This window comes from Pseudomonas migulae (genome assembly GCF_043225285.1).
GTDB lineage: Bacteria > Pseudomonadota > Gammaproteobacteria > Pseudomonadales > Pseudomonadaceae > Aquipseudomonas > Aquipseudomonas migulae_C.
On the sequence record NZ_CP171224.1, the window covers coordinates 2626295 to 2652129 of the forward strand.

Genomic DNA, 25835 nt, shown 5'->3' on the forward strand with positions numbered 1-25835 from the left:
GCATCATCCTTGGTGGTCGGTGTGAAGGGTGGAAATCAGGCGGATCTGTTCTTCGTAGGCTTGGGCGAAATCCCGGGCCAGCAGGCGCTCGCTCCAGTCGTCGTCCTGACGCAGGGCCTGGTGATAACGGCCGTAGGCTCTCCAGCGACTGCCGGACGTGGCCAGCAACGGCTTGTTGTCGCGCTCGAAACGCAGGGTCAATTGCTGCGGTGAGAAGTGCTCCAGCGTGCCGCGAACGGCGGCGCGGCTTGCCGTCAGCAAGGCCACCTGATGCGCCTGCAAATCGCGGAATGCACGGGAGATCGATTGCTCGGCCGGCAACTGGCCCGGTTTGTTTGGCTGCAACAGAATGCCCAGCGCCTCACCGGCATCGACGGCGAATTTCAGCGGGTTCTTGTTCGTGCCTTGCACGGTGGTTTGGGCCAGGCGCAGCTCGTTTTTCAGTTCGCTGCGGGTACGCAGGCTCTGCTGCAAACCACCGACGCTTTGCTTGAGCAGGCGTGCAGCGTTCAGTGCCAGGGCCTCGCGGGCATCGTGGTCGAGGCCTTTGAGGTCCACGCCCAGCGCCGCACCGAAATGCTCCCAGAAACCTTCGCTCTGCCGCGTCGGCGCGTGTGGCGCAGCGGCTGGCGCAGGTTCGGCCGGGGCGTTGACCAGCTCCGGCACCATCAGGCCTTCCATGTCGATGCGTGCGTAATCGGCGCGCTGACGTGTGTCCTCGATCGTGGTGCTCGGGGTGATCAACTCTTCGATTTCCGAATACACGCGCTCTTGCTGATCGAGGGCGTTCAGCGGATCGAGGTCGAGGAACGCGTCATCCGGGATGATGCTGCCGGCGGCTTGCGGGCGGCCGACTTCAACGTCGAAGGTTGCCGGGTCACGCACCAGCCGCGCGCGGATCTCGAAATCACCCAGCACGTAGATGCTGCCGTGCTCGATGCGCATCGGTTCGCCCTTGCGCAGGCGCGCGCCGCTGTCGCTGTCCTGGATCCCGTTGCTGCTGGTATCGGTCAGGAAAAACGTGCCCTCGCGGTAGCTGATCATCGCGTGGTGGTTGGACAGATGACGCTTGCGGTCCGGGATGATCCAGTCGCAATCCTCACCCCGGCCAATCACGCCGCCGGCCTGTTTGAAGGTCTTCTGGCACAACTCCGTGGGCACGAACTGCTTGGTGTTCAGCATTTCGAAAACCAATTCCATGGTAAGACTCCTTGCGGTCACTTGCCGCGATTGACCGCCTGCGGATCACCCAATGGGCGATAGGTGTTGTCGTTGTATTTGTAATTGCCGCTGCAGCCGCCGAGGCCGCATAGAACGACGAGGGTCAGCAGGACGGCGTGCCAGTGACGAACAGACATCAGAGGGTCTCCAGGGGTAGACAAAGCACAAAGCGCCAGCCCGTTCGGGCGGCGCTATCAGAAGCGAATGAGGTGAAACCGGTGGTCATTGGCCTAGCCATCGAAGTCACCGAGATTGATGTTCAGGCGCCCGAGGCGGTACAGCAGCGTGCGCCGTGGCAGCCCGAGCTCACGGGCGGCGAGGGTCTGGTTGCCGTCGTTCTTGCGCAGGCAATCGAGCAGCAGGCTGCGCTCGACCTGCTCCAGGCGTTCGCGCAGGTTCAGGCTGTTGTCTTCCGGCACGGCTTCCATTCGCAGGGAGAAATGCTCGGCCAGCAACTCGCCGCCCTCGCACAGCAACACCGCGCGCTCGACCAGGCCTTTGAGTTCGCGCACGTTGCCGGGGAACGCATAACCGGACAGGTGATCCAGCGCCGCATCGGACCAACGCACCGCATCACGCTGCAAGAACGAGCAGGCCTTGTCGGCGAAGTGCCGGGCGAGATCAAGGATGTCGCCTTCGCGCTGACGCAGGGCCGGCAACTCGATCGGGAATTGTGCGAGGCGGTAGTACAAGTCCTCGCGGAATTTGCCTTCGCTGACCAGCACCGACAAATCCCGGTGCGTCGCGGCGATGATGCGTACATCGATTTTGTGGGTGTCGTTGGAACCCAGCGGGCGGATCTCGCCTTCCTGCAACACACGCAGCAACTTGGCTTGCAGCGACAACGGCATGTCGCCGATTTCATCGAGCAACAAGGTGCCGCCGTTGGCCGCGTCGAACAGCCCGGCGCGGTCGCGATCCGCGCCGGTGAAGGCGCCTTTGCGGTAGCCGAACAGTTCGCTTTCCAGCAGGTTCTCGGGGAACGCCGCGCAGTTCTGCACGATGAACGCCTGGGAACGGCGCGGGCCGCAGTCGTGAATGGCGCGTGCGACCACTTCCTTGCCGGTGCCGGTCTCGCCGCGCAGCAGCACGGTGTACGGGCTGTGCAGGACTTTGCTGATAAGCGAATAGGTTTCGCGCATGGCCTTGCTCTTGCCGATCAGGCCGTAACCGCTGGCGCTCGGGACACTGGCCTTCAGCGGTCGGGCATCACCGGCCGGCTGACGCAGGCGTTGCAGCAAATGCAGCTGGCCGAGCACGAACGACCCCAGTTGCCCGAGGGAATCGGCGAAGCCTTGCAGGTCGATGTGCCGGCGGCTGGCGCACAGCAGCAAACCTTCGACCGCCTTCTGCTGATTGACCAGCGGCACACACAGCAGCGATTGCCACGGCGTGGCCTGTGGCGGTAGGAAGCTGGTTTCGTGCAGGCTGCCGCTCAGTTCGCCAAGGCTCACCACACGGTTCTGGCACAGGGCGAATTGCAGTAGTTGCTCACCGTTGTAATCCGCCGGCAGGCTCGCCGATTCGCGCGGCTGCAGAATGCCGTTGAGGCACTCGGCGTTCATCCCCAGGCACGTGTGTGTCGCGTCCAGCAGGTACAGCTGCGTCAACTCGCAGCCGCTGAGTTCCGCCACCCCGCGCACGAAGTCACCCAGCAGCGCAGCGCCGTCCGCCGCGCGCGACAGGCTGGCGAACTGCGCCAGCAAGGCTTCGGCATACACCAGCGGTTGCGGCACTTGAGTGAACATCACACCCACCTCAGGCGAACTCGCAGGTCACGCTGGCGCCACCGTCGAGCGTCGCGTGAACGCGCTTGAGGCTTTCACCGCTGGCCATCGCGTCGAGCAAGCGGTCGGCCACCAGCGGCAGCACGTGCAGGTCGAGCAAATGGTCGATCAGGCGCGCGCCGCTGTCGCTTTGGGTGCAGCGTTCAGCCAGGTGATCGACGAGGTCTTGCGAGTAGGTGAAATCCAGCTGACGGCGGTTCAGGCGCTCGCCCAGACGACCGAGTTTGATTTCGATCAGCTCGCGCAGCACCGGGCCGCCGACCGGGTAGTACGGCACCACGCGCATCCGCGCCAGCAACGCTGGCTTGAAGTGTTTGCTCAGCACCGGGCGAATGGTTTCTTCGAGCACTTCGGCGGTCGGCCGCGCGCCGTTTTCGCAAAGGTCGCTGATGCGGTCGCTGCCCAGGTTCGAGGTCATCAGGATCAGCGTGTTGCGGAAGTCGATTTCGCGCCCTTCGCCGTCGTTGGCCACGCCTTTGTCGAAGATTTGGTAGAACAGGTTGAGCACGTCCGGGTCAGCCTTTTCGACTTCATCGAGCAGCACAACGGAGTACGGCTTCTGCCGCACCGCCTCAGTGAGCATGCCGCCCTCGCCGTAGCCGACGTAGCCCGGCGGCGCGCCGATCAAACGCGAGACGGTGTGCTTCTCCTGGAACTCGGACATGTTGATGGTGGTGATGAAACGGTCACCGCCGTACAGCAAGTCCGCGAGGGCCAGCGCGGTTTCGGTCTTGCCGACACCGCTCGGGCCGACCAGCAGGAACACACCCACCGGGGCGTCCGGTTTGTTCAGGCCGGCAGCCGTGGCGCGCATCGAACGGTCGAGTGCGTGCACCGCTTGTTCCTGACCACGGATGCGCGTGCGCAGGTCGGTGGCGAAGCTGGCGACCTTGGCGTTGTGCTCGCGGGCCAGTTGCGCCAAGGGCACACCGGTCCAGGCGCTGATGACTTCGGCGACCAGGCGCGGGCAGACTTCGAAGCTCACCAGACGCTCCTTGATCTGGGCATCGGTCAGGGCTTTGTGGGTTTCGTTGAGCGCGGTTTCGAGGGACGCGACGTCATTCACCGTTTCGAGGGTTTCGATCACGGTGCCTTCGGCGTCTTCTTCGACCGTGACAGAAGCGGCTTCGCGGGCCGTGGCCAATTGCTGACGCAGATCCAGCAAGCGCTCGGCCAGTTCTTTCTGCTCGGTCCACAGGGTTTCGAGAGCGACCATTTCGTCTTCGGCGGCGGCCAGACGATCTTCCAAAGCATCCAGCGCTTCATGATCGATCAGCAATCCGGCTTCGGCATCGCGACGCAGGGCCTGACGCTGACGGCCACCTTCAGCCAGTTCGCCGCGCAGGCGCTCAAGGCTTTCCGGCGCGGCCGCAAGGCTGATGCGAACGCGGGCGCACGCGGTGTCGAGCACGTCGACGGCCTTGTCCGGAAGCTGACGACCGGCGAGGTAACGGGCGGACAATTCCGCCGCTGCCACCACTGCGTCGTCGCGCAGGTAGATGCCATGGCTCTTCTCGTAGACCTGGGCCAAACCACGGAGGATGGTCACCGCTTCGCTGACAGTCGGTTCGTGCAGTTGCACCGGCTGGAAACGACGGGCCAGCGCCGGGTCTTTTTCGAAGTACTTCTTGTACTCGGCCCAGGTGGTGGCGGCGATGGTGCGCAACTCGCCACGGGCCAACGCTGGTTTGAGCAGGTTGGCCGCATCGGAACCGCCAGCATTACCGCCCGCGCCGATCAACGTGTGGGCTTCGTCGATGAACAGGATGATCGGTTTTGGCGAGGCTTTGACCTCATCAATCACGCCTTTGAGGCGGCGTTCGAATTCACCTTTGACGCTGGCGCCGGCCTGCAACAGGCCCATGTCCAGCGACAACAGCTCCACGCCTTTCAATACTTGCGGCACTTCACCGGCGGCAATGCGTGAAGCCAGACCTTCGACGATCGCGGTTTTACCGACGCCGGCTTCACCGACCACAATCGGGTTGTTCTTGCGGCGACGGGCGAGGATGTCGACCATCTGCCGGATCGCGCCATCGCGGCACAGCACCGGGTCGAGTTTGCCGTCGCGAGCCTGCTGGGTCAGGTTGTGGGTGAAGCGCTGCAGCAGTGATTCACCTGGCACGGCCGGTTTGCCGCTGGCAGGTTGTTCTTTCTGCGACAGGGCGAATTCTTTCAGGCGCTCGATGTTCAGTTTGGCGAGCAACGACTGGTAGCGGCTGCCGGCGTAGCGCATCGGGTTGCGCAGCAGCGCGAGGATCAACGCGGCTTGCTCGACCTGGCTCTGGCCCAGTTCGAGGTTGGCCACCAGCAACGCATCTTGCAGCCACTGCACCAATTCCGGGGCGAACACCGGGTTGCGCGAGGCGCTGTGCTCGACCCGCGATTGCAACGCGGCGCTCAGCTCGCCGGCATCCACTTCAGCGTCTTGCAGCGCACGTGCGAGCAAGCCTTGCGGGCGCTCCAGCAGGCCCAGCAGCAAGTCTTCGACGAGGATCTTGCTGCCGCCACGGGCGACGCAACGCTCGGCAGAACTTTCCAGATCACGACGGGTTTCGGCGTCCAGCGCCTGGATAAGTTGTTGCAGGTCTACGTTGATCATTGGTCATCTGTCCTTAATGAATTTTGCTGCCCAGGGTCACCACGCCGTCCGCTTTTTCGCGGCCCAGCCAACTGGTCCATCCCAGGCGACAGGCGTTCTGCTCACCGATGCGCAGTTCGCGGATTTCTTCCTGGCGCAACACCAGGCGAATGTCGTAGTCGAGCGGGTCACGCAGGGTGAAGCGCACCAGCGCGCACAGCGGCTGGTAGCCGAAACCGATCGGCAGGAATTCGTGAAAGCGTTGCCAGTCGAGTTCGCGAATGTGAATGCGGAATTTGCCGCTGCGGTCGCGCACGTGTTCGCCCAGCACCAGGTCTTCGCCGAGCAGGCTGTTGGCACGCCCCAAACGATTGCGCTGCTCGTCGAGAATTTCCACGCGACGCTCGATGCACTGCTCGATGGTCAGTTCGGCGTGCTTGAAGTAGTAACGCAGCACCGCTTCGATCAGCGCCGCCGAGTGCGCGCGCAAGCTGAGCAAACCGAGGTACGGCAGCAGGCGTTTCCAGTTCAGTTCCTGGGCCTTGCGGATCTCTTCGCCACCGAGGCCGATCAAGGCAAACAGCTGCGCCGAAAACGGGTCGAGCGCGCCGCTCTGGAAGCTGGCGCGGTAGCGGTACTTGCGCCAGATCGGCAGCATCAGCCGTTGCAGGCGATGGTGAAACAGGTCGAGGAAATTGCGTGTCGGGTTGCCGTCTTCGCTGTCGCCCAGCGCCTGTTCGCCGTAGAACGCCGGCAGCGGCGAACCGGAGCCGACCAGGCCGATCAGGTTGAAGCGCAGGCGCGCACGCATGTGCCCGTGCTCCTCGAAAAACTCCACGCGATCGATGTCGCTGCCCGGGAAACCCAGGCTCGGGTTGGCCTGGAATTCCAGCTGGTCGTACAGGTCGTCCTCGCTCAGGTGCGGGTGAGCCTCGCGCAGCCGGTCAATCACCAGCAGCACGGCCTGAAACAGCGAGTACTCGCGTATGCCTCGGGTCAGTCCGCTTAAAGAAGCGGCTGCAGGCCCATACGTGGTGTCCATTGGTACACCTCTCCTTGTGTACTTTTTACCCGCAGCTCGTGGTACGAATTGAGACTGGCGTAAAGCGCGAAAAACTCGTTGAGAACCGACGCGAACACGAACAGGTCGCCTTCGCCGATATAACCTTCCGGATCGATGGTCAGCTCGGTACGCAACCCGCGAACCGGCAACCCTCGGTGCAATCGATCGACGTGCTGGTGCTTGATCGACTTGAGCCCGCCGAGCAGGCGCTTGCTGACTTTCTCCGCGTGCTGGTCGTAGTAGCGCGGCAGGTCGTAGGTTTCGAGAATCACCTTCAACGCATTGACGTCCGCCAGGGACAGATAGTTAAGCGACATGTTGCTGATCAGCTTCCACAGGAAGTCGCGGTTCAGCGGCGGCGCGAAGCTAGACGTGGCCGGGGTGATGTTGCGAAAACTCAGGAACTCCGGCGTGTCTTCGCTGGCCATGCAGATCTCGCCGAGCTTGAGCCTGCGCGGCAGGTTCTGGTTGGTGCACATCAGCTCGATCGACAGGGTTTCGTGGGCTTCGGTGTGGCGGATGCCGAAACTCAGGTAGGTGTCGAGGCCGTCGTGCAACAACGAAGAGCGCTGGCGAATGCTGTAATGCGGACGGCTGTTGGGCACGTCGAAACTCGGGTCGTGCTCGAAGGATTCGAACGGCACGTACTCCTGATAGCCGAGGCCGCCGGGCTTCCAGCCGGTCACCGTTTCCACCGAGAACACACCGCAGTTCTGCAGATCGAATTCGGCGGGCAGCAGCAGGTATTCGTCCTGCTTGCCGTCGAGGCGGATCGGCAGTGCGTCGTGCTTGAACAGGTTGACGATGGGCGTGCAGTAGAGCTTCACGTTGTCCAGGGTCGGACGCATGCGCATGATGCCGCTCTTGCGAATATCGAAGCGCAATTCGAGGCCGCGCATCTGCTTGAGCGTGTCTTCCGGCAGCGCCTTGAGCAGGTCCAGGCCGTTGATGTCGACGAACAGGAATTTGTCCTGGAAGGCGAAGTATTCCTGCAAGTAGCGATAGCCACGGAAGGTGTTCAGCGGATACGGGATCAACGCTTCTTCCTCGGCAAACCCCACCGGCTGCACGCGGTCGCCGGGCATCTTGAACGCCATCGGCGTGCCGTTGGCGCCGGGGATAGGCTTGCCGGCGCCGTCCAGCGGGATCAGCTCGATGCCTTCCAGGTTGCGCAGCAGGCTCAGATACAGCATCTGGCTGATGTAGCGCTCGCCGGCGAAGTGCAGGCGCAAGCGACTCAGCTCCAGTTCACCGAGATGACCGTCAGCGCTCATCTCCAGACGCAGGCTCAACAGCGAACCGTCGCCCTTCACCGAGTAATTCAGCGCGGCCAGATCCAGCGGCAAGACTTCGGTCGGGTAGCAGGTGCGAAAGCGGCAACGCACGTCATCGAGCGGCTTGCTCTCGACCGCCGTATCACGCTCGACCCGCAACGCAGGCCCGGAACGCTTCAACGGATCGAACTGCAAAATGCTGAACGCCGGCAACGGCCGCATGTAATTCGGCCACAGCAGGTGCATCAGGGAATGGCTGAGCTCCGGCAGCTCGTCATCGAGCTTCTGACGCAGGCGGCCGGTCAGGAACGCAAACCCCTCCAGCAACCGCTCCACGTCCGGATCCCGCCCGGCCTGCCCGAGGAAAGGCGCCAACGCCGGACTACGCTCGGCGAATCGGCGACCTAACTGGCGAAGTGCGGTGAGTTCGCTTTGGTAGTAGTGGTTAAAGGACACGGGGTACCTTCCTGGTGGTGGATCTCATGAAAAAAACGTCCTGTAGAGCGCGACTGTCAGGCCGGCAACCACGTAGCCAGCGAAAAGCAGGTACGGTAAAAAAGCCAGCCAAACATCATCGGGAACCCGGCGAGATTCCCCGAAGCACCAACATTTCAGTCGTTTTCCAAGTTCATATAGGGCGTATTACTTATAAATATATTCAGCCAACTTTCTTTCCACTGCGGCATAGAAATCGTGAAGGCCTTAGTCTGCTGATCGAAATCAATCCAAGAGATACCGACCTTTTTTTCGTTTTCAAACGGACGCATATCCAGAGACTGCATATCATACAAAGGTGTGCGATAAACCTTCTGTGGATCTTGTTTGTCGGTAACGCGCAGATAAGCCATTCCGCCTAGCATGAAAATTTTCTCAACTGGGACGTTTTGCATAACATAACGTCCCGAGGGGCTTTCCACAGAAACATCTGAGGGATAGCCCAACATTGCTTTTACGCAATAGATCAATATGGCAGCGAATACCGCTATAACGACCAACCCTCGTATAAGCCATTTTTTTTGAGCTAGGGCGGTCATTATTTACTTTCCCATAAATGTATAACCACTAAAGGAACGCTTTCATAAAGTACGTCTGAAAAAACTTGAAAGTCGCCGCCTTTGCCGTGATCACTCCGATACTTTTCAAAACTGGAGTTAGTAATATAGTAATAGCGTGCCTCGGCTAGCTCTTTATACATTTTGCTTGCTGATTCACCTGTTGCAAATGGATTACCTGCCATATCGCTCTGCATCTGCTGCATGCCTATATTGGCGGCATTGGCTGACATCGGATCGGCTATTCCGTCAAAATTCCAATATCCCAAAGGCTGGCTTGGTTTGAAGCCTGGAGAGTCCACAAAATCGTAAGCATCTTCAACATATATTCCAACGCGATCTACGAATAACTGAATACGGTCAATCGCTATAACCACTTTACCTTCAACAAAGATTCGGAGATTGAAGTTAGCCAGAGCAGCCCTTAACTCATCTGTTTCATCGATCAGGTCGAACTCAACCGGTCTTGAGTTGGAGTAACCAAACGCCTCCACCGCCCTGGCATCACCATCAAACTTCAATGGGTATATCCCCGGTGCCTTCCCCTGAAACTTTGGCAAATATTTATCCTGCATCTGCTTTATCGCAGCAGGATTATTCCAGGACGATTTTAGAACTCTAATAACTCTATTTGCGCGTTCAAACCCAACCAACCAACTCATCTTAACGATGGTCGTTTCAACATATGGCTCTTTAGCAAGAACCTCATGTCTTTTTACTTCCGAAGACATGCCGCCATCTTTCGTGGGCCACGGCTTACCAGCAAACCAATAGTCCATTAGTGCAGCCGCAACGGGCCACTTCATTTTTTTCATTGCAGCAGGAATATCGGAGACACCGAATTTGCGCGGAGCAGTAGCAGACTGGCCGGCCTTTTTACTTGCTGGCGTCATACTTGTATTTACTACTGTGTCCGCCATCTCAACACCCCTTGAACAATGAAGTCAACAACCTCAGGTACAACTAACCCAGGCCCAGCTGTTACTTAAGCAATCGCTACTTCCGTTTGCTGCAAAATAATCAATTCAACTGCTTCTGCCGTAGCCGAGAACACGGTTTGAGTCTTTCCGTCCACCCCGGTAACGCCATTGACGACCTTTCCCGAAGCGGTTTTCAGCGTGTACTCAATACCGGCCATAGGCTTCCCTGTGTCCTGGCAATTGATCACAAAATGCTCGTTAAACGGCCACTGAATCTCCACCGGCAAAGGCGCCACAAACGGCACCGCCGAATGCGAGTTCCCGATAATCACCGTACCTGACCCGGCCGTAACCTTGTTGCCATGGGTCCCAACGGAATCCACCGTCGCCGCCGGTTTCCCGTTAATCAAAACCGTCGTCGCCAACCCGCCCGACATCGCACCACCACACGCCGAGGCATCGCCTTGGCGGGCGGCCGCGAGGCCGTCGAAGAAGACGTCGCCGGAACCGGCGGCGATCGGGTTGGTGCCGTGGCCGGGGAGCGGGCAAGCGGTGGGGTCGGATACGCGTGCTGCTGGTTTGCCGGACATACGAATCTCCTTAAGTGACCTTGACTTGACCGCTGCCATCCAGGCGCGCGGCGAAACTGACCTGGCGCTTGAAACCATCAACTTCCAGCAGGCCTTCGATGCTGAAGGACAGGCGAAGCTGATCGTGTTCACGCGGCAGGGAGATGACATGCACGTTGCTCAGGCGCGGCTCGTAGGCTTCGATGAAGCTTTCGATGGCCAGGCGGGCCTGACTCAGGGAGTCGTGCAGGCTCAGGCGCATGTCATTGAGATCGGGTAGCCCGTAATCGGACAGCGTTTGCACGCTGCCCGCACGGGTGCTGAGCATCTTGGCCAGATGGGCAGCCACGGACGCCATGGCGGAAACCTCGCGGCTCCAGCCGACGCGTTTGTCCGCGTCGCCACCCAGGCGTTCGAAAAGGCTGCCGTATCCAGTCATGAGTTAGGCTCCGCTTACTCTTTGTCCAGCTTGCCAACCAGCGACAGGGTGAAATCGGCACCCATGTACTTGAAGTGCGGGCGCACGTTCAGGCTGACGCGGTACCAGCCAGGCTCGCCTTCGACATCGCTGACGATGATCTGGGCGGCACGCAGCGGACGACGGCCACGGACTTCGGCGCTCGGGTTTTCCTGGTCGGCCACGTACTGGCGGATCCACTTGTTCAGTTCCAGCTCGAGGTCGGTGCGTTCTTTCCACGAACCGAGTTGCTCGCGCTGCAGCACTTTCAAGTAGTGAGCCAGGCGGTTGACGATCATCATGTACGGCAGTTGGGTGCCGAGCTTGTAGTTCAGCTCTGCCGCCTTGCCTTCTGCGCTGATGCCGAAGAACTTCGGCTTCTGCACCGAGCTCGCGGAGAAGAACGCCGCGTTGTCGGAGCCTTTGCGCATGGTCAGGGAGATGAAGCCTTCCTCGGCCAGTTCGTATTCACGACGGTCGCTGACCAAGACTTCGGTAGGAATCTTGGTTTCGATTTCGCCCATGCTTTCGAAGTGGTGCAACGGCAGGTCTTCAACCGCGCCACCGCTCTGTGGGCCGATGATGTTCGGGCACCAGCGGAATTTGGCGAAGCTGTCGGTCAGCTTGGTGCCGAACGCGTAGGCCGTGTTGCCCCACAGGTAGTGCTCGTGGCTGTTGGCGACGGTCTCTTTGTACACGAACGATTTGACCGGGTTTTCTTCCGGGTCGTACGGGTTGCGCAGCAGGAAACGCGGCACGGTCAGGCCGACGTAACGGGAGTCTTCCGACTGGCGGAAGCTCTGCCATTTGGCGAATTGCGGGCCTTCGAAGTGATCTTTCAGATCCTTCAGGTCCGGCAGGCCGGTGAAGCTTTCCAGGCCGAAGAATTTCGGGCCGGCCGCAGCAATGAACGGCGCGTGAGACATGCAGGCGACGCTGGACACGTACTGCATCAGTTTCACGTCCGGCGAGCTTGGGGACATGAAGTAGTTGGCGATGATCGCGCCTACCGGCTGACCACCGAACTGGCCGTATTCAGCGGTGTAGATGTGCTTGTACAGGCCAGCCTGCATCACTTCCGGCGAATCTTCGAAGTCGTCCAGCAGGTCTTCTTTGGAGACGTTGAGGATTTCGATCTTGATGTTTTCGCGGAAGTTGGTGCGATCGACCAGCAACTGCAGGCCACGCCACGACGACTCCAGCGACTGGAAGTCCGGGTGGTGGAGGATTTCGTCCATCTGGCGGCTGAGCTTGGCATCGATCTCGGCGATCATGCGGTCGACCATGGCTTTCTTGACCGGCTCACCGTTGTTCTGCGGCTTGAGCAGCTCTTCGATGAAGGCCGACACACCGCGCTTGGCGATGTCGTAGGCTTCGTCGTCCGGGGTCAGGCGGGTTTCGGCGATGATGCTGTCGAGAATGCTGTATTCGCCGTTCTCGTTACTCTTTTGCTGCGCTGCACTCGTGCTCATGTTGGCATCCTTGGCTGATGGAGACTCAGGCGTCCTGGGCGGCGGCATTCAAGCCCAGCTCACCCAGTACGCGACCGCGGGATTCGTCGTCGGCGAGAACGCCTTCGATGGCTTTGCGGAACGCAGGCGCATTACCCAGCGGGCCTTTGAGGGCCACCAGCGCGTCGCGCAGTTCCATCAGTTTTTTCAGCTCGGGCACTTGCTCGACCAGGCTGGCCGGGTTGAAGTCCTTCATCGAGTTGACGCGCAGTTTCACGGCCAGTTCTTCAGTGTCGCTTTCTTCCTGAAGACGGTTCGGTACGCTCAGTGTCAGCTGCAGTTCCTGCTTGGCCAGCACTTCGTCGAAGGTCATCTTGTCGATGCTGATCGGCTTGCGATCTTCGACTTTGCGTTCGTCCTTGCGGTGGGTGTAGTCACCGATTGCCAGTAGTTTCAACGGCAGTTCGATCTCTTCCTGGGCACCACCGGTGGCAGGTTTGAACGTGACGTTGATGCGTTCCTTGGGGGCTACCGAGCCTTCTTTGGCCATGGCTTTTCTCCTTGCGGTTGTGGCCCGGGGGCCTATTCGAGTACCACTTCGAGATCGAGGTGGCACAGCCTGCGATAAATCTCTTCCTTGCGTTCACGTACGGCATGGTTCTGCGGCAACAACTCGCAGCAGCTATGCAGCAAATGCAGCACTTCCAGCGCAAGATCGGGCTCCCAGGCGTGCAGGCCTGAGTCCTGTAATGTTTGGTCGAGGGTTTCGAGTTGGGTCTTGGCCAGTTCGTATTTCTTGGCCATGAAGCACAGCCGCGCGAGGGCGAACTGCCAGAAGAACCGGGCCCGCCCGCCCTGGGCGCCTTGCAGGCCCTGCTTGAGGATTTGCACGGCGGCCTTGAGGCCGTCCTTGCGCAAGATCGGCAGGACTTCTTCGAGGGCCAGTTCCCAGGCGGGCTGGGTGTCGGCGACTTCGACCTTGCGCGGCGCACTGGCGCTTTGCAGGTGTGGCATGACGTTGGCGCTGATCCAGGCGCGGGTGGCCGGATCAGCGAACGGCGCGCCGTCATGGAAACGCAGTTCGACAATTCCGGGCAGGCGCTGAACCAAAAGCGCGAAGTGGATTTCCACTTCGCGCATCGCCATTTCTGCGTTGAGGGCCTGGAGACATTCCCAGACCATTCGCTGGCCATCGAACCAGAACGGCGCCTTCGCCAGGCTCGCCTCCAGTTCCACCAGCAGGTCGGCGTATTTGCCTTGATCGTAACGGTCCTGGTAGGCCTTCAACTTGTCCGCCGGCAAGCCACGCAGGACGGTGATCTGCTCGGCGTTGCGTTCGGGGACGGCGTCGATCGGCAACCACAACAACGTGCGATTGAGGCGCAGGGCACGCAGGTCGGTGGCTTTCTGCTTGAGCCACCAGGCACACAACGGCCGGGCGCTTTCCTGTTGGGCGCGCAGGGCCTTGTGGGCTTCTTTCTCGTTGTCGATCGGCGCACCGGGCGTCATCAGTTGCGTCGCAACTTGTTTGACTTGAGCCACCGCCGCACCGACCACACCGGGTTCCGGCTGGTTGTCGGCGGCGCGTTGCACCATGTTTTTCAGACGGCGGGAGATCGGTAGCAGCAACGGCGCGTCGTCGCCCAGGTGCTCGGTGCACGCGGCGTCGAGGCCTTCCAGGTGTTCCACCAATCGGCGGAACATCGGCAACTGCTCTTTGATCGCAACGTTTTCGGTCAGCACCTGCTCAAGACGCGGCACCAGCCAGCTGATCGCAGCCGCGCGAGTACGGGCCTTGTTCGGATGAATTTCAGGCCAATGGCTTTCGCACAGGTAGTGCAACAGACCGAGGCCGGCGAGCAGGCCTTGAAAGGATTCGCGCTGGTAAAGGGCCCAGGTCAGCCACGCGCCGACGCGCAAATCCTTGGATTGGGTACGCAGCAGGTTTTCGCTGGTTTCACGGATTTTCAGCCAATCGATCTGACCGCTTTCGTGCATGGACGAGGCCTTGGCCAGCTCGCTTTCCAGGGCCTCATAGTCGCTCGAAAAGCGAACATCCTCGCCCGCGAAATTCTCTTTGGAAACAGAGACTTTTGCGAGTTCGAGGTAATGGGCGGAAAGTTTGCTCGAGTAGGACATCCATGGCCTTTAGTTTGGATTACGGTCATACGCCCATTGGAATTCCAACGGCTGCGGACAGTAACGAAGAGCTACGAAAAGTCTCATCCAATTGAGATCGTGCGCTTCAAAGTGGGCGCATCGTACTCACGATGGTGGCCACTAGCAAGCATCTGATTAAACAATAAGATGAAGCGTCTTAATGTGCTGTAGGAGATTGCCCTATATGTAGCAAGGGAATCCCTGAGGTCCGTTTAATAATTCATCGTTCGACCCCGCGCCCTGAAACCAGCGAGATAGAGCCTTCCTTGTCTTGCATCCGAATAAACCACGTATTCATTGCCGATCGCTCCCTATGGCAGGCGCGCAGCATGCCAAAAAATAAAAAATATAAATGTAGGAGCATTCCTAAATGTTACTGCCCGCGATGAATAAATCGACGAGTGACAACTGGCGATAAGAAAAGTGCTATCACCGTGATGGCCACTCTTAAATTAAAACAAAGTTCCAAAATGGAACTTCGGGTATCTAGGAAATTTCACACCACACTTCAAGATCCTTCCGACATCAATACTTTGCATGCCCTGTTAGCGTGCCCGGCATTTTGGCGACTTGATCCGGACACTATGGCTCCGTATCGCCGATTTTTTCTTTCCGCTTAAGGACGAGCGACTACGAAGCAAAAGGATAAGCGCATGCTTGCATCGGCCAATCTTGCCCATTTCACCCTCCTGATCCCGACGGTTCGCAACGACTTCAAAGTGCTGGCCTTCGAAGGGACTGAAGCCATCAGTGTCCTGTACTCCATTCACATCGAACTGGTCAGCGAATACCCGGATTTCGATCTGGAGAGCTTGCTCAATCAACCCGCCTTTCTTCAGTTCGGCCTCAACGGCGAAGGCATTCACGGCCTGATCGCCGGGGTGTCCGTGGGCGATGCCGGCAAACGCCTGACCCGCTACCGCATGCATTTGGTGCCGGCACTGCACGACTTGCAGTTCAGCCATGACCAGCGAATTTTCCAGAACCAGACGGCGCCGCATATCATCGCAAAAGTCCTCAAGGGGCATGGCATCCAGGCCGACGCGGTGACCTTCCACGTCCGGACGAGTATCGAGCGCAAGTACTGCACCCAATACCGGGAAAGTGATTTCGAATTCATCCAGCGACTGTGCGCCGAAGAGGGCATTGCCTGGCATCACCAGCATTCCCGGGAGGGCCATGTGCTGGTGTTCAGCGATGACCAGACCGCCTTCGCAAAACTGGGCGAAACGCCTTATCTGCAAGGCGCCGGACTGGTGGCGGAGTATCCGGTCGTCAGCCGGTTTTCCATGCGCTACAGCACGCGTGCCAGCAAAGTCACCCGCCGACACTACGACCCGAAACGCCCGAACGCGCTGCTGGAAAGTCGCTTCATCGCCGAGTTCAGCCCCGAGCTTGAGGACTATCGTTACCCGCTGTTTTTCGAGAGCGAAAAGCACGGCAAACAGCTCACCCGACAAGCACTGGAACGGCACCGCGCGGACTATCAATTGGCGAAGGGAAAAAGCGATCAGCCGAGCCTGCGCAGCGGCCACTTTTTCAGCCTGACGCAACACCCGCGCGCCACATACAACGATCTATGGCTGTTGCTCAGCGTGACCCACACCGGAAAACAACCCCAGGTGCTGGAAGAGTCGTTCACCGACACCGAGGGCAGTTTCACCCAGGGCTACCGCAACAGTTTCAGCGCGATTCCCTGGGACGTGTTTTATCGGCCGCCGATGCCCGCACAACGCCCGGCACTGGTCTGCCAGACCGCCCGCGTCACCGGGCCTGCCGGGGAGGAGATCTACTGCGATGAAGACGGTCGCGTCAAAGTCGAATTCCATTGGGACCGCGCGGAGCACAACAGCGAAAAAAGCAGTTGCTGGCTACGAGTGGCGTCCAGTTGGGCGGGCGATCATTTCGGCGCGGTGACCATTCCGCGAATCGGCATGGAAGTCCTCGTCACTTACCTCGAAGGCAATCCTGACGAGCCGCTGATCACCGGATGCCTGATCAACAAGGTCACGCCGGCGCCCTACACCTTGCCCGAAAACAAAACCAGAACCGTGCTGCGCAGCCACAGTTCGCCGCATACCGGTGGCTACAACGAACTGTCGATCGAAGACCGCGCCGGGATGGAGTTGATCCACCTGCGAGCGCAGCGGGACATGGAGCAGAAGGTCGGGAACGACAGCCGACTCGACGTGGGGAATGAGCGCCGGGAAACCATTGAGGGCAACAGCATCACGGTGCTCGGCGCGGAAGAACATCGCACGGTGACGGCGGATAGAAAGGTTCAGCTCAAGGCCAGCGACTATCTGCACATTTCCGGGAGCAGCCACAACCAGATTGACGACGCTTGGGTGGTTGAGGCTGGTGAGCACGTCCACATAAAGGCCGGAGCGAATCTGGTGCTGGACGCGGGCGCCAGCATTACGTTGAAGGCCGGTGGTCACCATGTCGTCATCGATGCGGGTGGGGTGTTCAGCAGTAGTGAGGTTGCAGTCGGTGGTTCGCCGGTGATGGGGATGGCGGCGCATGCGTTGTTGCCGGGGACGGTGGCGGGGTTGTTAGCGGCGGTTGTGCCTGAGCCGGTGGAAGAGGAAGAGCTGGAGGAAGAAGAGGAGGAAGTTGAAGAAGAAGGGATTACGTTGCGCATCGGGGTGTTCTTCGATGGCACGGGGAACAACAAGGCCAATAGCGAGACCGTGGCAGCGTGCTATGCGCCGGACGCCAAATTGGATGAGGCCGCCGAGGAGGTGCAGAAGTATTGCGCGGCTTATGGGTATGACGGCAATGGGAGCTCGCCGGACAATAGTTATGGGAATGATGTGAGCAATATCGTGCGGCTTTACAAACTCTATGAGGACCGCGTGGACGAAACGCTGTCGGAGGAAGCAACGAAGACTTCGATCGCCGTTTATGTTGAGGGCATCGGGACCACGAGTGGGGGTGAGGACTCACGTTATTCCCAGGCAACGGGGCGGGGTGAAACAGGGGTGGCTGCGCGGGTTGAGCAGAGTCCGGGGCTTATCGGCGAGCAGATACGGCAGCTAAGAGCACGTAACCCGGAGTTGGTTATAGATCGGATTGAGTTCGATATTTTCGGTTTCAGCCGCGGCGCCGCCGCAGCGAGGCATTTTGCGAACGAAGTGCTTAAAGGAAATGAAGGCGTTCTTGCCAAAAGTTTTCCTAGCGGCTTCGAAGGCTTGGCTAAAAATTTTGCATGGCGGCCGAAAATAGATGCGGTTATTAACTTTATCGGTCTGTTCGATACCGTCGCTTCGATTGCCAACCCGTGGGTGTTGGACTTCAACGGTGGCAACAGCAGGAACCCTTTCCTCAATCTCAAGCTTTCCGACGACTGTGCCAACAAGGTTGTCCACTTGGTCGCGCGAGACGAAATCCGTGAAAATTTCGCACTTAATAGCCTCGGCGATATAGACCTGGTTTTGCCCGGTGTGCATTCCGACCTTGGTGGTGGTTATTTGCCGATTGCCAATGAAAAACTTTTGCTGGGTAAACCCCTAACAAGCACCGTGAACGAGAGCACGGACGCAACCCGCAGTGTCGCTTACCTTTCAGCCGAAAAAGAGGCATTCGCCTGGTACGGAAAAGGCGTTATCGACTTCGAAGGGCCACACAAAAAAGTCAAAGTGGCGTATTGGGAAAAACCACTGCCTTATGAAAGAGGGCCTGCTGGAACACAGATCGAACCGCAGAAGAGGGTTTTCGCAGCAACCGCAATTGAACGTCCGGTACGAGGTGAGCTGTCGCTTGTTTATTTGCGAATCATGCGGGAACTGGCAGTCAGGCACGATGTGCCATTCAAGCCAATCCCCGATATTCCAACCCTTCGACTACCCGATGAACTGGAGCCTATCCACAAAAAGCTGCAAGCCTATGCCCTCGGCGAAACAACGGTCGAGGGATTAACCCACCAGGAACGAGCATTGCTGCGCAGTCGCTACATCCACATCTCCGCTAGCTGGAACGCAGCCAGAGATCTCAATAGCAGCGATATGAGCGTTTTCTTCATCAACCGGCCAGCTCAAGACAACAAGCGCGTGGTGCATCCCAATGAGTAATTCCCTCTGCTTTGTCGCCAAATGCACCGGCTTACTGTTTGGGCTGCTTTTTACAGGTGGCTCGCAGAGCTTCGCCCAAAACAGCAAGGAACTGCCTTGGTTCTTGGGTTTTTCAGCACCGGCTTATATGGAGGTCTGGATTGAAACTGCCGACGTAGTCGACGTCCAAGAGAGGATTTTCCGAGGTGCGGGAGGTGGCATCGCTTCTGTGCCTCACCCCCCGAATAATCGAGGTATTGCCAGTGGATGGGTCAGCAATAATGGCGCGGGTAAGGGCCGGTATGTCACTGGTGCCGATTTGCCTCGTTTGATTTACGTACGCTGGCAATCGCTGGCCGAACCGCAAACCTATGAGGCCTATATCGTCATCCCCGAGTCCGCACGGGAAATCATGCGTAAACCTGAAAAGGCGTTTTGCAACTTTGGCGCCGAATGGATCACCGAATCCCGTGACAACATCGGCATTGGTTTAGCTCCAGGTGGTATTGCGAAGGTTTGGCTTGGTGGTGCCTGCTTGAAAGCGGTCGAAATTGTTCGGGTGATGGGTACCGTCAATACACAAGGTCCCTCTCAGGGGAAAAATGAAGGCCGTTATGCTCTGCCTTTGTCACCGGAGTCCAAAACCTACATTGAGAAGTTCGGGATTCCTTATGGCTCTTGGTAACCACTACCTCACGGCCTCGATGAGCATCAAATCGGCCAAATTGATCACAAAATGCGTCCGTCTGCTGTTTGGATTGCTGTTGATCGCGAACACTCAAAGTTTTGCGCAATCAAGGAACGACGAGCCTTGGTCTCTAGGCTTCGGGGCGCCGGATTACATGGAAGTCTGGATTGAAACAGCGGACGTTGTAGATATCCGCGAACGTGTTTTTCGTCGTGCGGGCTCTGGGATCGCATCGGTACTGACTCCAAGAGACAACAAGGGAAAGCCCGCTGGTTGGCCTAAAAGTCCCGGCCGAGGTGCCGGTCGTGACGTAATTGGCGCGGACCTGCCTCGTCTGATTTACGTGCGCTGGCAGTCATTGGCGGAACCACAAACCTACGAGGCTTACATCGTCATACCCGAATCGGCGCGGGAGATCATGAGCAAACCTGAAAAGGCTTTTTGCAGAGCTGACAGTAAATGGATCACCGATTACCGCGATGACATTGGCATTGGTTTGGCGCCGGGCGGTATTGCCAAGATATGGCTGGGCGGTCCTTGCTTGAGGTCGGTCGAGATTGCTCGAGTCAAAGGAACCATTAATCCAAGGGGCCCCTATGAAGGAAAATCCGGTGGCAAGCATCGACCCTTTTCTGAGACATCCAAGGCTTACGTAGAAAAGTTCGGAATCCCCTACGGCAGTTGGTAAGGAATGCCTAGATTTCCGGTGATTAAACGCCGCTCAATAGCGCTTGTTTAAAACGCCTCAAGGTTACTTCTCGCAAGCTACAACACCTTGCGTCGTTGCCTACGGCTACGCCAGAATCCGCCGGCTTGTGCGCCTTGGGGGCGGTCGGTAGTTTGATTGCTGTCACTGCCCATCAGTGATCGGGTTTAGTCGCTCGCTGGTAATTGAAGATGCACAAGCGTCCGTCAGGCAGGTATTTCCAACCTGCAATTGATGGTGGCTGTGCGCAGGGCACCTTCGGGTGCGCCGGCTTCTTCAATTCCCCGGTCCGACTAACCTGCGTACAGCTGCCACCCCTTCGTTTAGTCGGCGAAGTGGTGTCGGCATCACTCAAGGAATTGAAGATCATGTTCAAGGTCACGCCCAATCCGCCAGACACCGATTTTGCTTCCCCATCAGAAACCCACGACCCAACTCGTCTCAACGAAGCTTCTGAATCCATCCTCGATCAACCCTCTCCACCACAACGCAACGGCCTCCTATTCTGCGTCTCTCCAAACATCAACACCGAAACCCTCCTCGCCAACGCCTCGGAAGACTTGCTGTCCATCAGCGCCATCGCCGCCGACCTCGCGGACGGTGTAGACGGCCCGCGCCGCTCCAAAGCCCTGGCGCTCAGCCGCATGGCCGATGGAGTTCATTTGTTGGTAGAGCGTGCGCTGGATCATCTGGATGAGCCGGAGATGGCGGCGATTTTCGCCCGGCAAGAAAACCACACCGGATAAATCGTTAAGCAGCACTTAACCCGTAGTGGTTAACGATAACGGTGGAAGTCTGATATCCCGTGGTGTTCTCTGGTCCATCGCGAGCAGGCTCGCTCCTACAGGGTTGGGCGTTTAATCAGGCACCCAGCGTTATCACATGGACGATCGCCGGGCACAAAAAATGGGCACCCAACCAGGTTGGCGTGCCCATTTTTTATTCCGCGTCCCCGTTATACGGGGCGGGAATACTAATTACGGATTAACGCTGTCTTTCAACGATTTGCCTGGCTTGAACGCTACGGTGTTGCTGGCCTTGATTTTCACTGGCTCACCGGTTTGCGGGTTTTTGCCGGTGCGGGCGCCGCGGTGGCGTTGCAGGAAGGTGCCGAAGCCGACCAGCGTCACGCTGTCCTTGCGGTGCAGGGCGCCGGTGATTTCTTCGAGAACGGCGTTGAGAACGCGGTTGGCCTGTTCTTTGGTGAGATCTGCTTTTTCCGCGATGGCGGCGGCGAGTTCTGGTTTACGCATTAGTGAAGCCCCTTTGACGGTTTTTTGTTGTTATGTCCGTGCTGTTCTCGTTGGAACAGCGCCCAAAGCGCCGCAGGTGCTCTACTCTGCGGCAGACGGGAGTGAGAATGGCACGCACGGAAGAGCCGCGCCAGTCTCGGCGCGACGTTTGTGGGGGCAAAAGAGGGGTGATTCCGACAGAACGACCAGTATTTACGCCAGCAGCGGTGGAAGCTCTTTGTTCAGCGCGAGTTTTTCCATTACCGCCGCGCCTGTCAGGGCATAACCGAGCAGTTTTCCACTCGCATCGCGGCATAAAACCTTGATGTCAGCGCCCTGCCCTTCGACGGTCCAGACGCCCTCCAGACCTCGTGGCGGCGGCGAAACCACCAGCGGGCACACCGGCGTTTTGACGGTGATCGGCATCGCGCCGTAGCTCACGGCCGTCGGGTTGCCGGCGAGGGTTTGTGCCAGCGCTCTCGCACAGCTCATCAGGGGCATCACGTACAACAAGTTCAGCCCGTCGACTTCGGCGCAGTCGCCCAGGGCGTAGATGTTGGCGTGAGAGGTTTTCAGGTGACGGTCGACTACCACGCCGCGATTGACCTGCACACCGGCGGCGGCCGCCAGGTCGATGCGCGGGCGCAGACCGATGGCGGACACCACCACATCGCACGGAATGACCTGACCGTCCGACAGATGCGCTTCCAGTCCATCTTCAACACGCTGCAAGCGGTTGAGCACCGGCCCGAGGTGGAAACGCGCACCGAGGCTTTCCAGCCCTGCCTGGACCGCAGCGGCGGCGGCTGGGTGCAACAGGGTCGGCATGACCTGCTCGCACGGCGCAACCAGTTGCACCTCGTAGCCGCCGAGGATCAGGTCGTTGGCGAATTCACAGCCGATCAGGCCGACGCCGAGCATCAACACCCGGCGCTTGCCGTCGGCAAAGGCACGAAAGCGCGCATAGTCTTCGAGGTCATTGATCGGGAACACCGCATCTGCCGCGTCACCCTCGATCGGCACGCGCACGGTTTCGGCGCCCCAGGCCAGGATCAGGTCGCGGTAGTTCACCGCTTCTTCGCCGATCCACAGGCGCTTGTGGCCCGGGTCGATGCCGCTGATGCGCGTGTGGGTGCGCACTTCGGCCTTCAGCTGTTCGGCCATGGCGCCGGGCTCGGCCATGCTCAGGCCGTCGGCGTCTTTGTTTTTGCCAAAGCCGGTGGAGAGCATCGGCTTGGAGTAGGAGCGCCCGTCATCAGCGGTAATCAGCAGCAGCGGGGTTTCGCCATCGAGCTTGCGAAACTCGCGGGCCAGGTTGTAGCCAGCCAGCCCGGTGCCGACGATCACGACAGGTGCGTTCATTCCTTACTCCTCTAAATGTCTTAGTTGATTTCGATCATTTCGAAATCCATCTTGCCGACGCCGCAGTCCGGGCACAGCCAGTCTTCCGGCACGTCCTGCCACAGGGTGCCCGGCGCAATGCCGTCATCCGGCCAGCCGTCGGCTTCGTTGTAGATCAGGCCGCAGACCACACATTGCCACTTTTTCATTCAGGTACATCCTCAGGATTCAGGCTTTTTGCCGGCGCGAACGGTCGATGGTTGAAACGCTGCCGTCCGGCTCAGGGCGTTTTGTACTGATCGGGCCCGGCAGATGCAAGCCTGTTCGACGCAACGACGCGCCGGGTCAATCAAAATCGCCGACCGACATGGTAAGCTCGCCGCCTCATTTGCTGCCAATAATGACTCACTGTGCCGCACTCAAAACCGCCATTCTGGCTTCCCCAAAGCCGACTCTCGCCCCTCCCCGACGCCTCTATTCTCGACTGGTTGTTCGACGAAGGTTCGCTGACCCGGCGACTGATCCGTCTGTCGAATGACGGGTTCAGCGTCACGCCGCTGTTCGAAGGCTGGCAACCGCTGCGCGCGGACGAATGTGCGGCGCTGGACCTGGCCGAAGGCAGTGAAGGCTGGGTACGCGAGGTGTATTTGCGCGGCCACGGTGAAGCCTGGGTGTTTGCCCGCAGCGTGGCGTCGCGCAGCGCCTTGCAGGGCGACGGGTTGCACATGGACGAATTGGGCAGCCGCTCGCTGGGCGAATTGTTGTTCTGTGATCAGGCGTTTCAGCGTCGCGCCATCGAGGTTTGTCACTATCCTCAGGAATGGCTGCCGCTGGAATCCCGAGCGTCCGAGTTGTGGGGCCGTCGCTCGCGTTTCGACCGAGGCGCCTTGAGCGTGCTGGTGGCCGAAATTTTCCTGCCGACCTTGTGGCTCGCCGCCCGCGCCCATCCGGAGAACTGCTGATGTACCAGAGCCTGCTCAAGTCCCTGAACCGCTTGAACCCACGGGCCTGGGATTTCATTCAGCTGACGCGCATGGACAAGCCGATCGGCATTTACCTGCTGCTGTGGCCGACGTTGTGGGCGCTGTGGATTGCCGGCAAAGGTTCGCCGTCGCTGGCCAACGTGGTGATCTTCGTGCTCGGCGTGGTGCTGACCCGCGCCGGCGGTTGCGTGATCAATGACTGGGCGGATCGCAAGGTTGACGGCCATGTGAAGCGCACCGAACAGCGCCCGTTGCCGAGCGGCAAGATCAGCTCCAAAGAAGCCCTGGTATTTTTCGCGCTGTTGATGGGCCTGAGTTTCCTGCTGGTACTGTGCACCAACGCGGCGACGGTCTGGCTGTCGTTCGGCGGTTTGGCGCTGGCCTTCACTTACCCGTTCATGAAGCGCTACACCTATTACCCGCAAGTGGTGCTGGGCGCGGCGTTTTCCTGGGGGATGCCGATGGCGTTCACCGCCGAAACCGGTGAATTGCCGGCAGCGGCGTGGTTGCTGTGGATCGCCAACCTGCTGTGGACGGTGGGCTACGACACGTATTACGCGATGACCGATCGCGACGACGACTTGAAGATCGGGGTGAAATCCACGGCGATTCTGTTTGGCGAGGCCGACCGGGTGATCATCCTGACCTTGCAGGGCTTGGCATTGGGTTGCCTGCTGCTGGCCGGGTCGAAGTTCGAGTTGGGTGGCTGGTTCCACGTGGGACTGTTGGTGGCGGCGGGCTGTTTTGCGTGGGAGTTCTGGTACACCCGTGGCAAGGACCGGATGCGTTGCTTCAAGGCGTTCCTGCACAACCACTGGGCGGGCCTGGCGATTTTTGTCGGGATTGTGCTGGATTACGCCGCGCGCTGAGGCCGACTCGGTTCCCTGTAGGAGCGAGCTTGCTCGCGATAGACTCAAGGGCGCCTCGGGGTGTCAGGCGCCCAGCGTTATCGTTGACGTCCATCGCGAGCAAGCTCGCTCCTACAGGAAGGGTGTTTACATCTTCGGCCCGGAGTTGGTGATGACGTGCCAGACGTCTTTCATCTTGTCACCCTCCTTCTGCCCCGGCTTCGTGTCCTTCATGAAGTAGTACAGCGGTTTGCCCTTGTAGGCCCACTGCATCGTGCCGTCGTCGCGCGTGACGATTGTCCAGTCACCCTCGGCCTTGGCACCCGCCTCTGCCTTGAATGGCGGCCAGTTTTCCGCGCACTGACCGGTGCACACCGACTTGCCGCCCGTGTCCTTGTCGAAGGTGTACAGGGTCATGCCTTTGTGGTCCGCCATCACACCGTCTTTCATCATCACAGGCTCAGCCGCGAAGGCCATCGCCGGCAAAGACAGGGCAGCTGCCAGCATCAGGGCTTTAAGGGATTGCGTGTATTGAGTCATGGAAACCTTCTTTTGTGGTTGTCAGGATTCGGACTTAGAGAATAGTTCAGGTTCGCGACAATCGCCGGGCGACTAAAATACTGTCACACGACTGCAATAATTCCGTTATCTAATGCGGCGCAAGACAGTTAAATGACAAGAGGATTAAAGGCATGGTTGGCAGGAGCATTCTGATCGTCGACGACGAAGCGCCCATTCGCGAAATGATCGCCGTTGCGTTGGAAATGGCCGGCTATGACTGCCTGGAGGCCGAGAACTCGCAGCAGGCCCACGCGATCATCGTCGACCGCAAACCGGACCTGATCCTGCTCGACTGGATGCTGCCCGGCACCTCCGGTATCGAACTGGCCCGCCGCCTCAAGCGCGATGAACTGACCGGGGATATCCCGATCATCATGCTCACCGCCAAGGGCGAAGAGGACAACAAGATCCAGGGCCTCGAAGTCGGTGCCGACGACTACATCACCAAACCGTTTTCCCCCCGTGAGCTGGTGGCGCGCCTCAAAGCCGTGCTGCGCCGCGCCGGCCCGACCGATGGCGAAGCGCCGATCGAAGTCGGCGGCCTGCTGCTGGACCCGATCAGCCACCGCGTGACCATCGACGGCAAACCCGCCGAGATGGGCCCGACCGAATACCGCTTGCTGCAATTCTTCATGACCCACCAGGAACGCGCCTACACCCGTGGCCAGTTGCTGGACCAGGTTTGGGGCGGCAATGTGTATGTCGAGGAACGCACCGTTGACGTGCACATCCGTCGTCTGCGCAAAGCCCTCGGTGATGCCTACGAAAATCTGGTACAAACCGTGCGCGGCACCGGCTACCGGTTTTCCACCAAAGCCTGATTCAGCCCTTTCCCGCCCGACAAGCTGACAAGGACGCGCGTTCACGTGAACCAAAACTGGCATGGCAC

The 25835-nt window shown here is 59.2% G+C and carries 24 protein-coding genes; 7 read left to right on the forward strand and 17 right to left on the reverse strand.

Annotated features, from left to right (window positions below; all coding sequences use genetic code 11):
- Positions 1–3 precede the first annotated feature (3 nt).
- The 13 genes from tagH to tssA form a co-directional block, all read right to left on the reverse strand.
- On the reverse strand, positions 4–1200 hold the full coding sequence (tagH, locus tag ACF6ZU_RS12190; protein ID WP_392892704.1) for a type VI secretion system-associated FHA domain protein TagH: 1197 nt from the start codon (positions 1198–1200) through the stop codon (positions 4–6).
- A gap of 17 nt (positions 1201–1217) precedes the next feature.
- Entirely contained in the window at positions 1218–1358 is a 141-nt protein-coding gene (locus tag ACF6ZU_RS12195) for a type VI secretion protein (RefSeq protein WP_392892706.1), read from the reverse strand.
- A gap of 93 nt (positions 1359–1451) precedes the next feature.
- Positions 1452–2969: a sigma-54 interaction domain-containing protein gene (locus ACF6ZU_RS12200; protein ID WP_392892707.1), complete on the reverse strand. Its 1518-nt coding sequence runs from the start codon at positions 2967–2969 to the stop codon at positions 1452–1454.
- A 10-nt stretch (positions 2970–2979) separates the two neighbouring features.
- The gene (gene tssH, locus ACF6ZU_RS12205) at positions 2980–5610 is read right to left on the reverse strand and encodes a type VI secretion system ATPase TssH (RefSeq protein WP_392892709.1); all 2631 of its coding nucleotides are present in this window, start codon (positions 5608–5610) and stop codon (positions 2980–2982) included.
- 13 nt (positions 5611–5623) lie between these two features.
- Positions 5624–6631 (reverse strand): type VI secretion system baseplate subunit TssG, encoded by a 1008-nt coding sequence (gene tssG, locus ACF6ZU_RS12210; protein ID WP_392892710.1) that lies wholly within the window; start codon positions 6629–6631, stop codon positions 5624–5626.
- A complete protein-coding gene (tssF, locus tag ACF6ZU_RS12215) occupies positions 6595–8382 on the reverse strand; it encodes a type VI secretion system baseplate subunit TssF (protein WP_392892712.1) in 1788 nt (595 codons plus the stop codon). The genes tssG and tssF overlap by 37 nt, the downstream gene beginning before the upstream one ends.
- Before the next feature lie 155 nt (positions 8383–8537).
- Positions 8538–8960: a hypothetical protein gene (locus ACF6ZU_RS12220; protein ID WP_392892714.1), complete on the reverse strand. Its 423-nt coding sequence runs from the start codon at positions 8958–8960 to the stop codon at positions 8538–8540.
- The gene (locus tag ACF6ZU_RS12225) at positions 8960–9898 is read right to left on the reverse strand and encodes a DUF6402 family protein (RefSeq protein ID WP_392892716.1); all 939 of its coding nucleotides are present in this window, start codon (positions 9896–9898) and stop codon (positions 8960–8962) included. Before ACF6ZU_RS12225 ends, ACF6ZU_RS12220 begins: the two co-directional genes overlap by 1 nt.
- A gap of 65 nt (positions 9899–9963) precedes the next feature.
- Entirely contained in the window at positions 9964–10488 is a 525-nt protein-coding gene (locus ACF6ZU_RS12230) for a PAAR domain-containing protein (protein ID WP_392892718.1), read from the reverse strand.
- A 10-nt stretch (positions 10489–10498) separates the two neighbouring features.
- Positions 10499–10906, reverse strand: coding sequence for a type VI secretion system baseplate subunit TssE (tssE, locus tag ACF6ZU_RS12235; RefSeq protein WP_392892720.1), 408 nt, complete (start codon positions 10904–10906; stop codon positions 10499–10501).
- Positions 10907–10920: 14 nt separating this feature from the next.
- Positions 10921–12396 carry a type VI secretion system contractile sheath large subunit gene (gene tssC / locus ACF6ZU_RS12240; protein ID WP_017341541.1) on the reverse strand — a complete coding sequence of 492 codons (1476 nt, stop codon included), beginning with the start codon at positions 12394–12396 and terminating at the stop codon, positions 10921–10923.
- A 25-nt stretch (positions 12397–12421) separates the two neighbouring features.
- On the reverse strand, positions 12422–12925 hold the full coding sequence (gene tssB, locus ACF6ZU_RS12245) for a type VI secretion system contractile sheath small subunit (protein ID WP_223415127.1): 504 nt from the start codon (positions 12923–12925) through the stop codon (positions 12422–12424).
- A gap of 32 nt (positions 12926–12957) precedes the next feature.
- Positions 12958–14514, reverse strand: coding sequence for a type VI secretion system protein TssA (gene tssA / locus ACF6ZU_RS12250; protein ID WP_392892723.1), 1557 nt, complete (start codon positions 14512–14514; stop codon positions 12958–12960).
- Positions 14515–15188: 674 nt separating this feature from the next.
- On the opposite strand from tssA, the gene tssI reads away from it, so the two are divergent.
- The 4 genes from tssI (at position 15189) to ACF6ZU_RS12270 (ending at position 20727) form a co-directional block, all read left to right on the forward strand.
- Positions 15189–18608: a type VI secretion system tip protein TssI/VgrG gene (gene tssI, locus ACF6ZU_RS12255; RefSeq protein ID WP_392892725.1), complete on the forward strand. Its 3420-nt coding sequence runs from the start codon at positions 15189–15191 to the stop codon at positions 18606–18608.
- On the forward strand, positions 18601–19272 hold the full coding sequence (locus tag ACF6ZU_RS12260; protein ID WP_392892727.1) for a DUF2931 family protein: 672 nt from the start codon (positions 18601–18603) through the stop codon (positions 19270–19272). Before tssI ends, ACF6ZU_RS12260 begins: the two co-directional genes overlap by 8 nt.
- Positions 19259–19963, forward strand: coding sequence for a DUF2931 family protein (locus ACF6ZU_RS12265; protein ID WP_392892729.1), 705 nt, complete (start codon positions 19259–19261; stop codon positions 19961–19963). Before ACF6ZU_RS12260 ends, ACF6ZU_RS12265 begins: the two co-directional genes overlap by 14 nt.
- A 386-nt stretch (positions 19964–20349) precedes the next feature.
- Complete coding sequence (locus ACF6ZU_RS12270) at positions 20350–20727, forward strand: DUF6124 family protein (RefSeq protein ID WP_392893789.1); 378 nt, start codon at positions 20350–20352, stop codon at positions 20725–20727.
- Positions 20728–20958: 231 nt separating this feature from the next.
- Here the strand turns inward: ACF6ZU_RS12270 and ACF6ZU_RS12275 are convergent, their stop codons facing one another.
- The 3 genes from ACF6ZU_RS12275 to ACF6ZU_RS12285 form a co-directional block, all read right to left on the reverse strand.
- Positions 20959–21234, reverse strand: a complete 276-nt coding sequence (locus ACF6ZU_RS12275) for an HU family DNA-binding protein (RefSeq protein ID WP_003213368.1) — start codon at positions 21232–21234, stop codon at positions 20959–20961.
- Between the two features lie 192 nt (positions 21235–21426).
- A complete protein-coding gene (locus ACF6ZU_RS12280; protein ID WP_392892735.1) occupies positions 21427–22575 on the reverse strand; it encodes an NAD(P)/FAD-dependent oxidoreductase in 1149 nt (382 codons plus the stop codon).
- 20 nt (positions 22576–22595) lie between these two features.
- The gene (locus ACF6ZU_RS12285) at positions 22596–22763 is read right to left on the reverse strand and encodes a rubredoxin (RefSeq protein WP_007954349.1); all 168 of its coding nucleotides are present in this window, start codon (positions 22761–22763) and stop codon (positions 22596–22598) included.
- Positions 22764–22964: 201 nt separating this feature from the next.
- Between ACF6ZU_RS12285 and ACF6ZU_RS12290 the strand changes: the two genes are divergently transcribed.
- Both ACF6ZU_RS12290 and ubiA read left to right on the forward strand, forming a co-directional pair.
- Entirely contained in the window at positions 22965–23516 is a 552-nt protein-coding gene (locus ACF6ZU_RS12290) for a chorismate--pyruvate lyase family protein (protein ID WP_392892737.1), read from the forward strand.
- Positions 23516–24406: a 4-hydroxybenzoate octaprenyltransferase gene (gene ubiA / locus ACF6ZU_RS12295; protein WP_392892739.1), complete on the forward strand. Its 891-nt coding sequence runs from the start codon at positions 23516–23518 to the stop codon at positions 24404–24406. The genes ACF6ZU_RS12290 and ubiA overlap by 1 nt, the downstream gene beginning before the upstream one ends.
- A gap of 126 nt (positions 24407–24532) precedes the next feature.
- On the opposite strand, the gene ACF6ZU_RS12300 is transcribed toward ubiA, so the two are convergent.
- Complete coding sequence (locus ACF6ZU_RS12300) at positions 24533–24925, reverse strand: hypothetical protein (RefSeq protein WP_392892741.1); 393 nt, start codon at positions 24923–24925, stop codon at positions 24533–24535.
- 152 nt (positions 24926–25077) lie between these two features.
- Here ACF6ZU_RS12300 and phoB point away from each other — a divergent pair, with 152 nt between their 5' ends.
- A complete protein-coding gene (gene phoB, locus ACF6ZU_RS12305) occupies positions 25078–25767 on the forward strand; it encodes a phosphate regulon transcriptional regulator PhoB (protein ID WP_007896474.1) in 690 nt (229 codons plus the stop codon).
- The last annotated feature ends 68 nt before the right edge of the window (positions 25768–25835 follow it).

Excerpts from the sequence above, each read along its gene's own strand:
- tagH (WP_392892704.1), bottom strand. The coding sequence starts at position 1,200 with ATGGAATTGGTTTTCGAAATGCTGAACACCAAGCAGTTCGTGCCCACG.
- ACF6ZU_RS12195 (WP_392892706.1), bottom strand. The coding sequence starts at position 1,358 with ATGTCTGTTCGTCACTGGCACGCCGTCCTGCTGACCCTCGTCGTTCTA.
- ACF6ZU_RS12200 (WP_392892707.1), bottom strand. The coding sequence starts at position 2,969 with ATGTTCACTCAAGTGCCGCAACCGCTGGTGTATGCCGAAGCCTTGCTG.
- tssH (WP_392892709.1), bottom strand. The coding sequence starts at position 5,610 with ATGATCAACGTAGACCTGCAACAACTTATCCAGGCGCTGGACGCCGAA.
- tssG (WP_392892710.1), bottom strand. The coding sequence starts at position 6,631 with ATGGACACCACGTATGGGCCTGCAGCCGCTTCTTTAAGCGGACTGACC.
- ACF6ZU_RS12220 (WP_392892714.1), bottom strand. The coding sequence starts at position 8,960 with ATGACCGCCCTAGCTCAAAAAAAATGGCTTATACGAGGGTTGGTCGTT.
- ACF6ZU_RS12225 (WP_392892716.1), bottom strand. The coding sequence starts at position 9,898 with ATGGCGGACACAGTAGTAAATACAAGTATGACGCCAGCAAGTAAAAAG.
- ACF6ZU_RS12230 (WP_392892718.1), bottom strand. The coding sequence starts at position 10,488 with ATGTCCGGCAAACCAGCAGCACGCGTATCCGACCCCACCGCTTGCCCG.
- tssE (WP_392892720.1), bottom strand. The coding sequence starts at position 10,906 with ATGACTGGATACGGCAGCCTTTTCGAACGCCTGGGTGGCGACGCGGAC.
- tssC (WP_017341541.1), bottom strand. The coding sequence starts at position 12,396 with ATGAGCACGAGTGCAGCGCAGCAAAAGAGTAACGAGAACGGCGAATAC.
- tssB (WP_223415127.1), bottom strand. The coding sequence starts at position 12,925 with ATGGCCAAAGAAGGCTCGGTAGCCCCCAAGGAACGCATCAACGTCACG.
- tssA (WP_392892723.1), bottom strand. The coding sequence starts at position 14,514 with ATGTCCTACTCGAGCAAACTTTCCGCCCATTACCTCGAACTCGCAAAA.
- tssI (WP_392892725.1), top strand. The coding sequence starts at position 15,189 with ATGCTTGCATCGGCCAATCTTGCCCATTTCACCCTCCTGATCCCGACG.
- ACF6ZU_RS12260 (WP_392892727.1), top strand. The coding sequence starts at position 18,601 with ATGAGTAATTCCCTCTGCTTTGTCGCCAAATGCACCGGCTTACTGTTT.
- ACF6ZU_RS12265 (WP_392892729.1), top strand. The coding sequence starts at position 19,259 with ATGGCTCTTGGTAACCACTACCTCACGGCCTCGATGAGCATCAAATCG.
- ACF6ZU_RS12270 (WP_392893789.1), top strand. The coding sequence starts at position 20,350 with ATGTTCAAGGTCACGCCCAATCCGCCAGACACCGATTTTGCTTCCCCA.
- ACF6ZU_RS12275 (WP_003213368.1), bottom strand. The coding sequence starts at position 21,234 with ATGCGTAAACCAGAACTCGCCGCCGCCATCGCGGAAAAAGCAGATCTC.
- ACF6ZU_RS12280 (WP_392892735.1), bottom strand. The coding sequence starts at position 22,575 with ATGAACGCACCTGTCGTGATCGTCGGCACCGGGCTGGCTGGCTACAAC.
- ACF6ZU_RS12285 (WP_007954349.1), bottom strand. The coding sequence starts at position 22,763 with ATGAAAAAGTGGCAATGTGTGGTCTGCGGCCTGATCTACAACGAAGCC.
- ubiA (WP_392892739.1), top strand. The coding sequence starts at position 23,516 with ATGTACCAGAGCCTGCTCAAGTCCCTGAACCGCTTGAACCCACGGGCC.
- ACF6ZU_RS12300 (WP_392892741.1), bottom strand. The coding sequence starts at position 24,925 with ATGACTCAATACACGCAATCCCTTAAAGCCCTGATGCTGGCAGCTGCC.
- phoB (WP_007896474.1), top strand. The coding sequence starts at position 25,078 with ATGGTTGGCAGGAGCATTCTGATCGTCGACGACGAAGCGCCCATTCGC.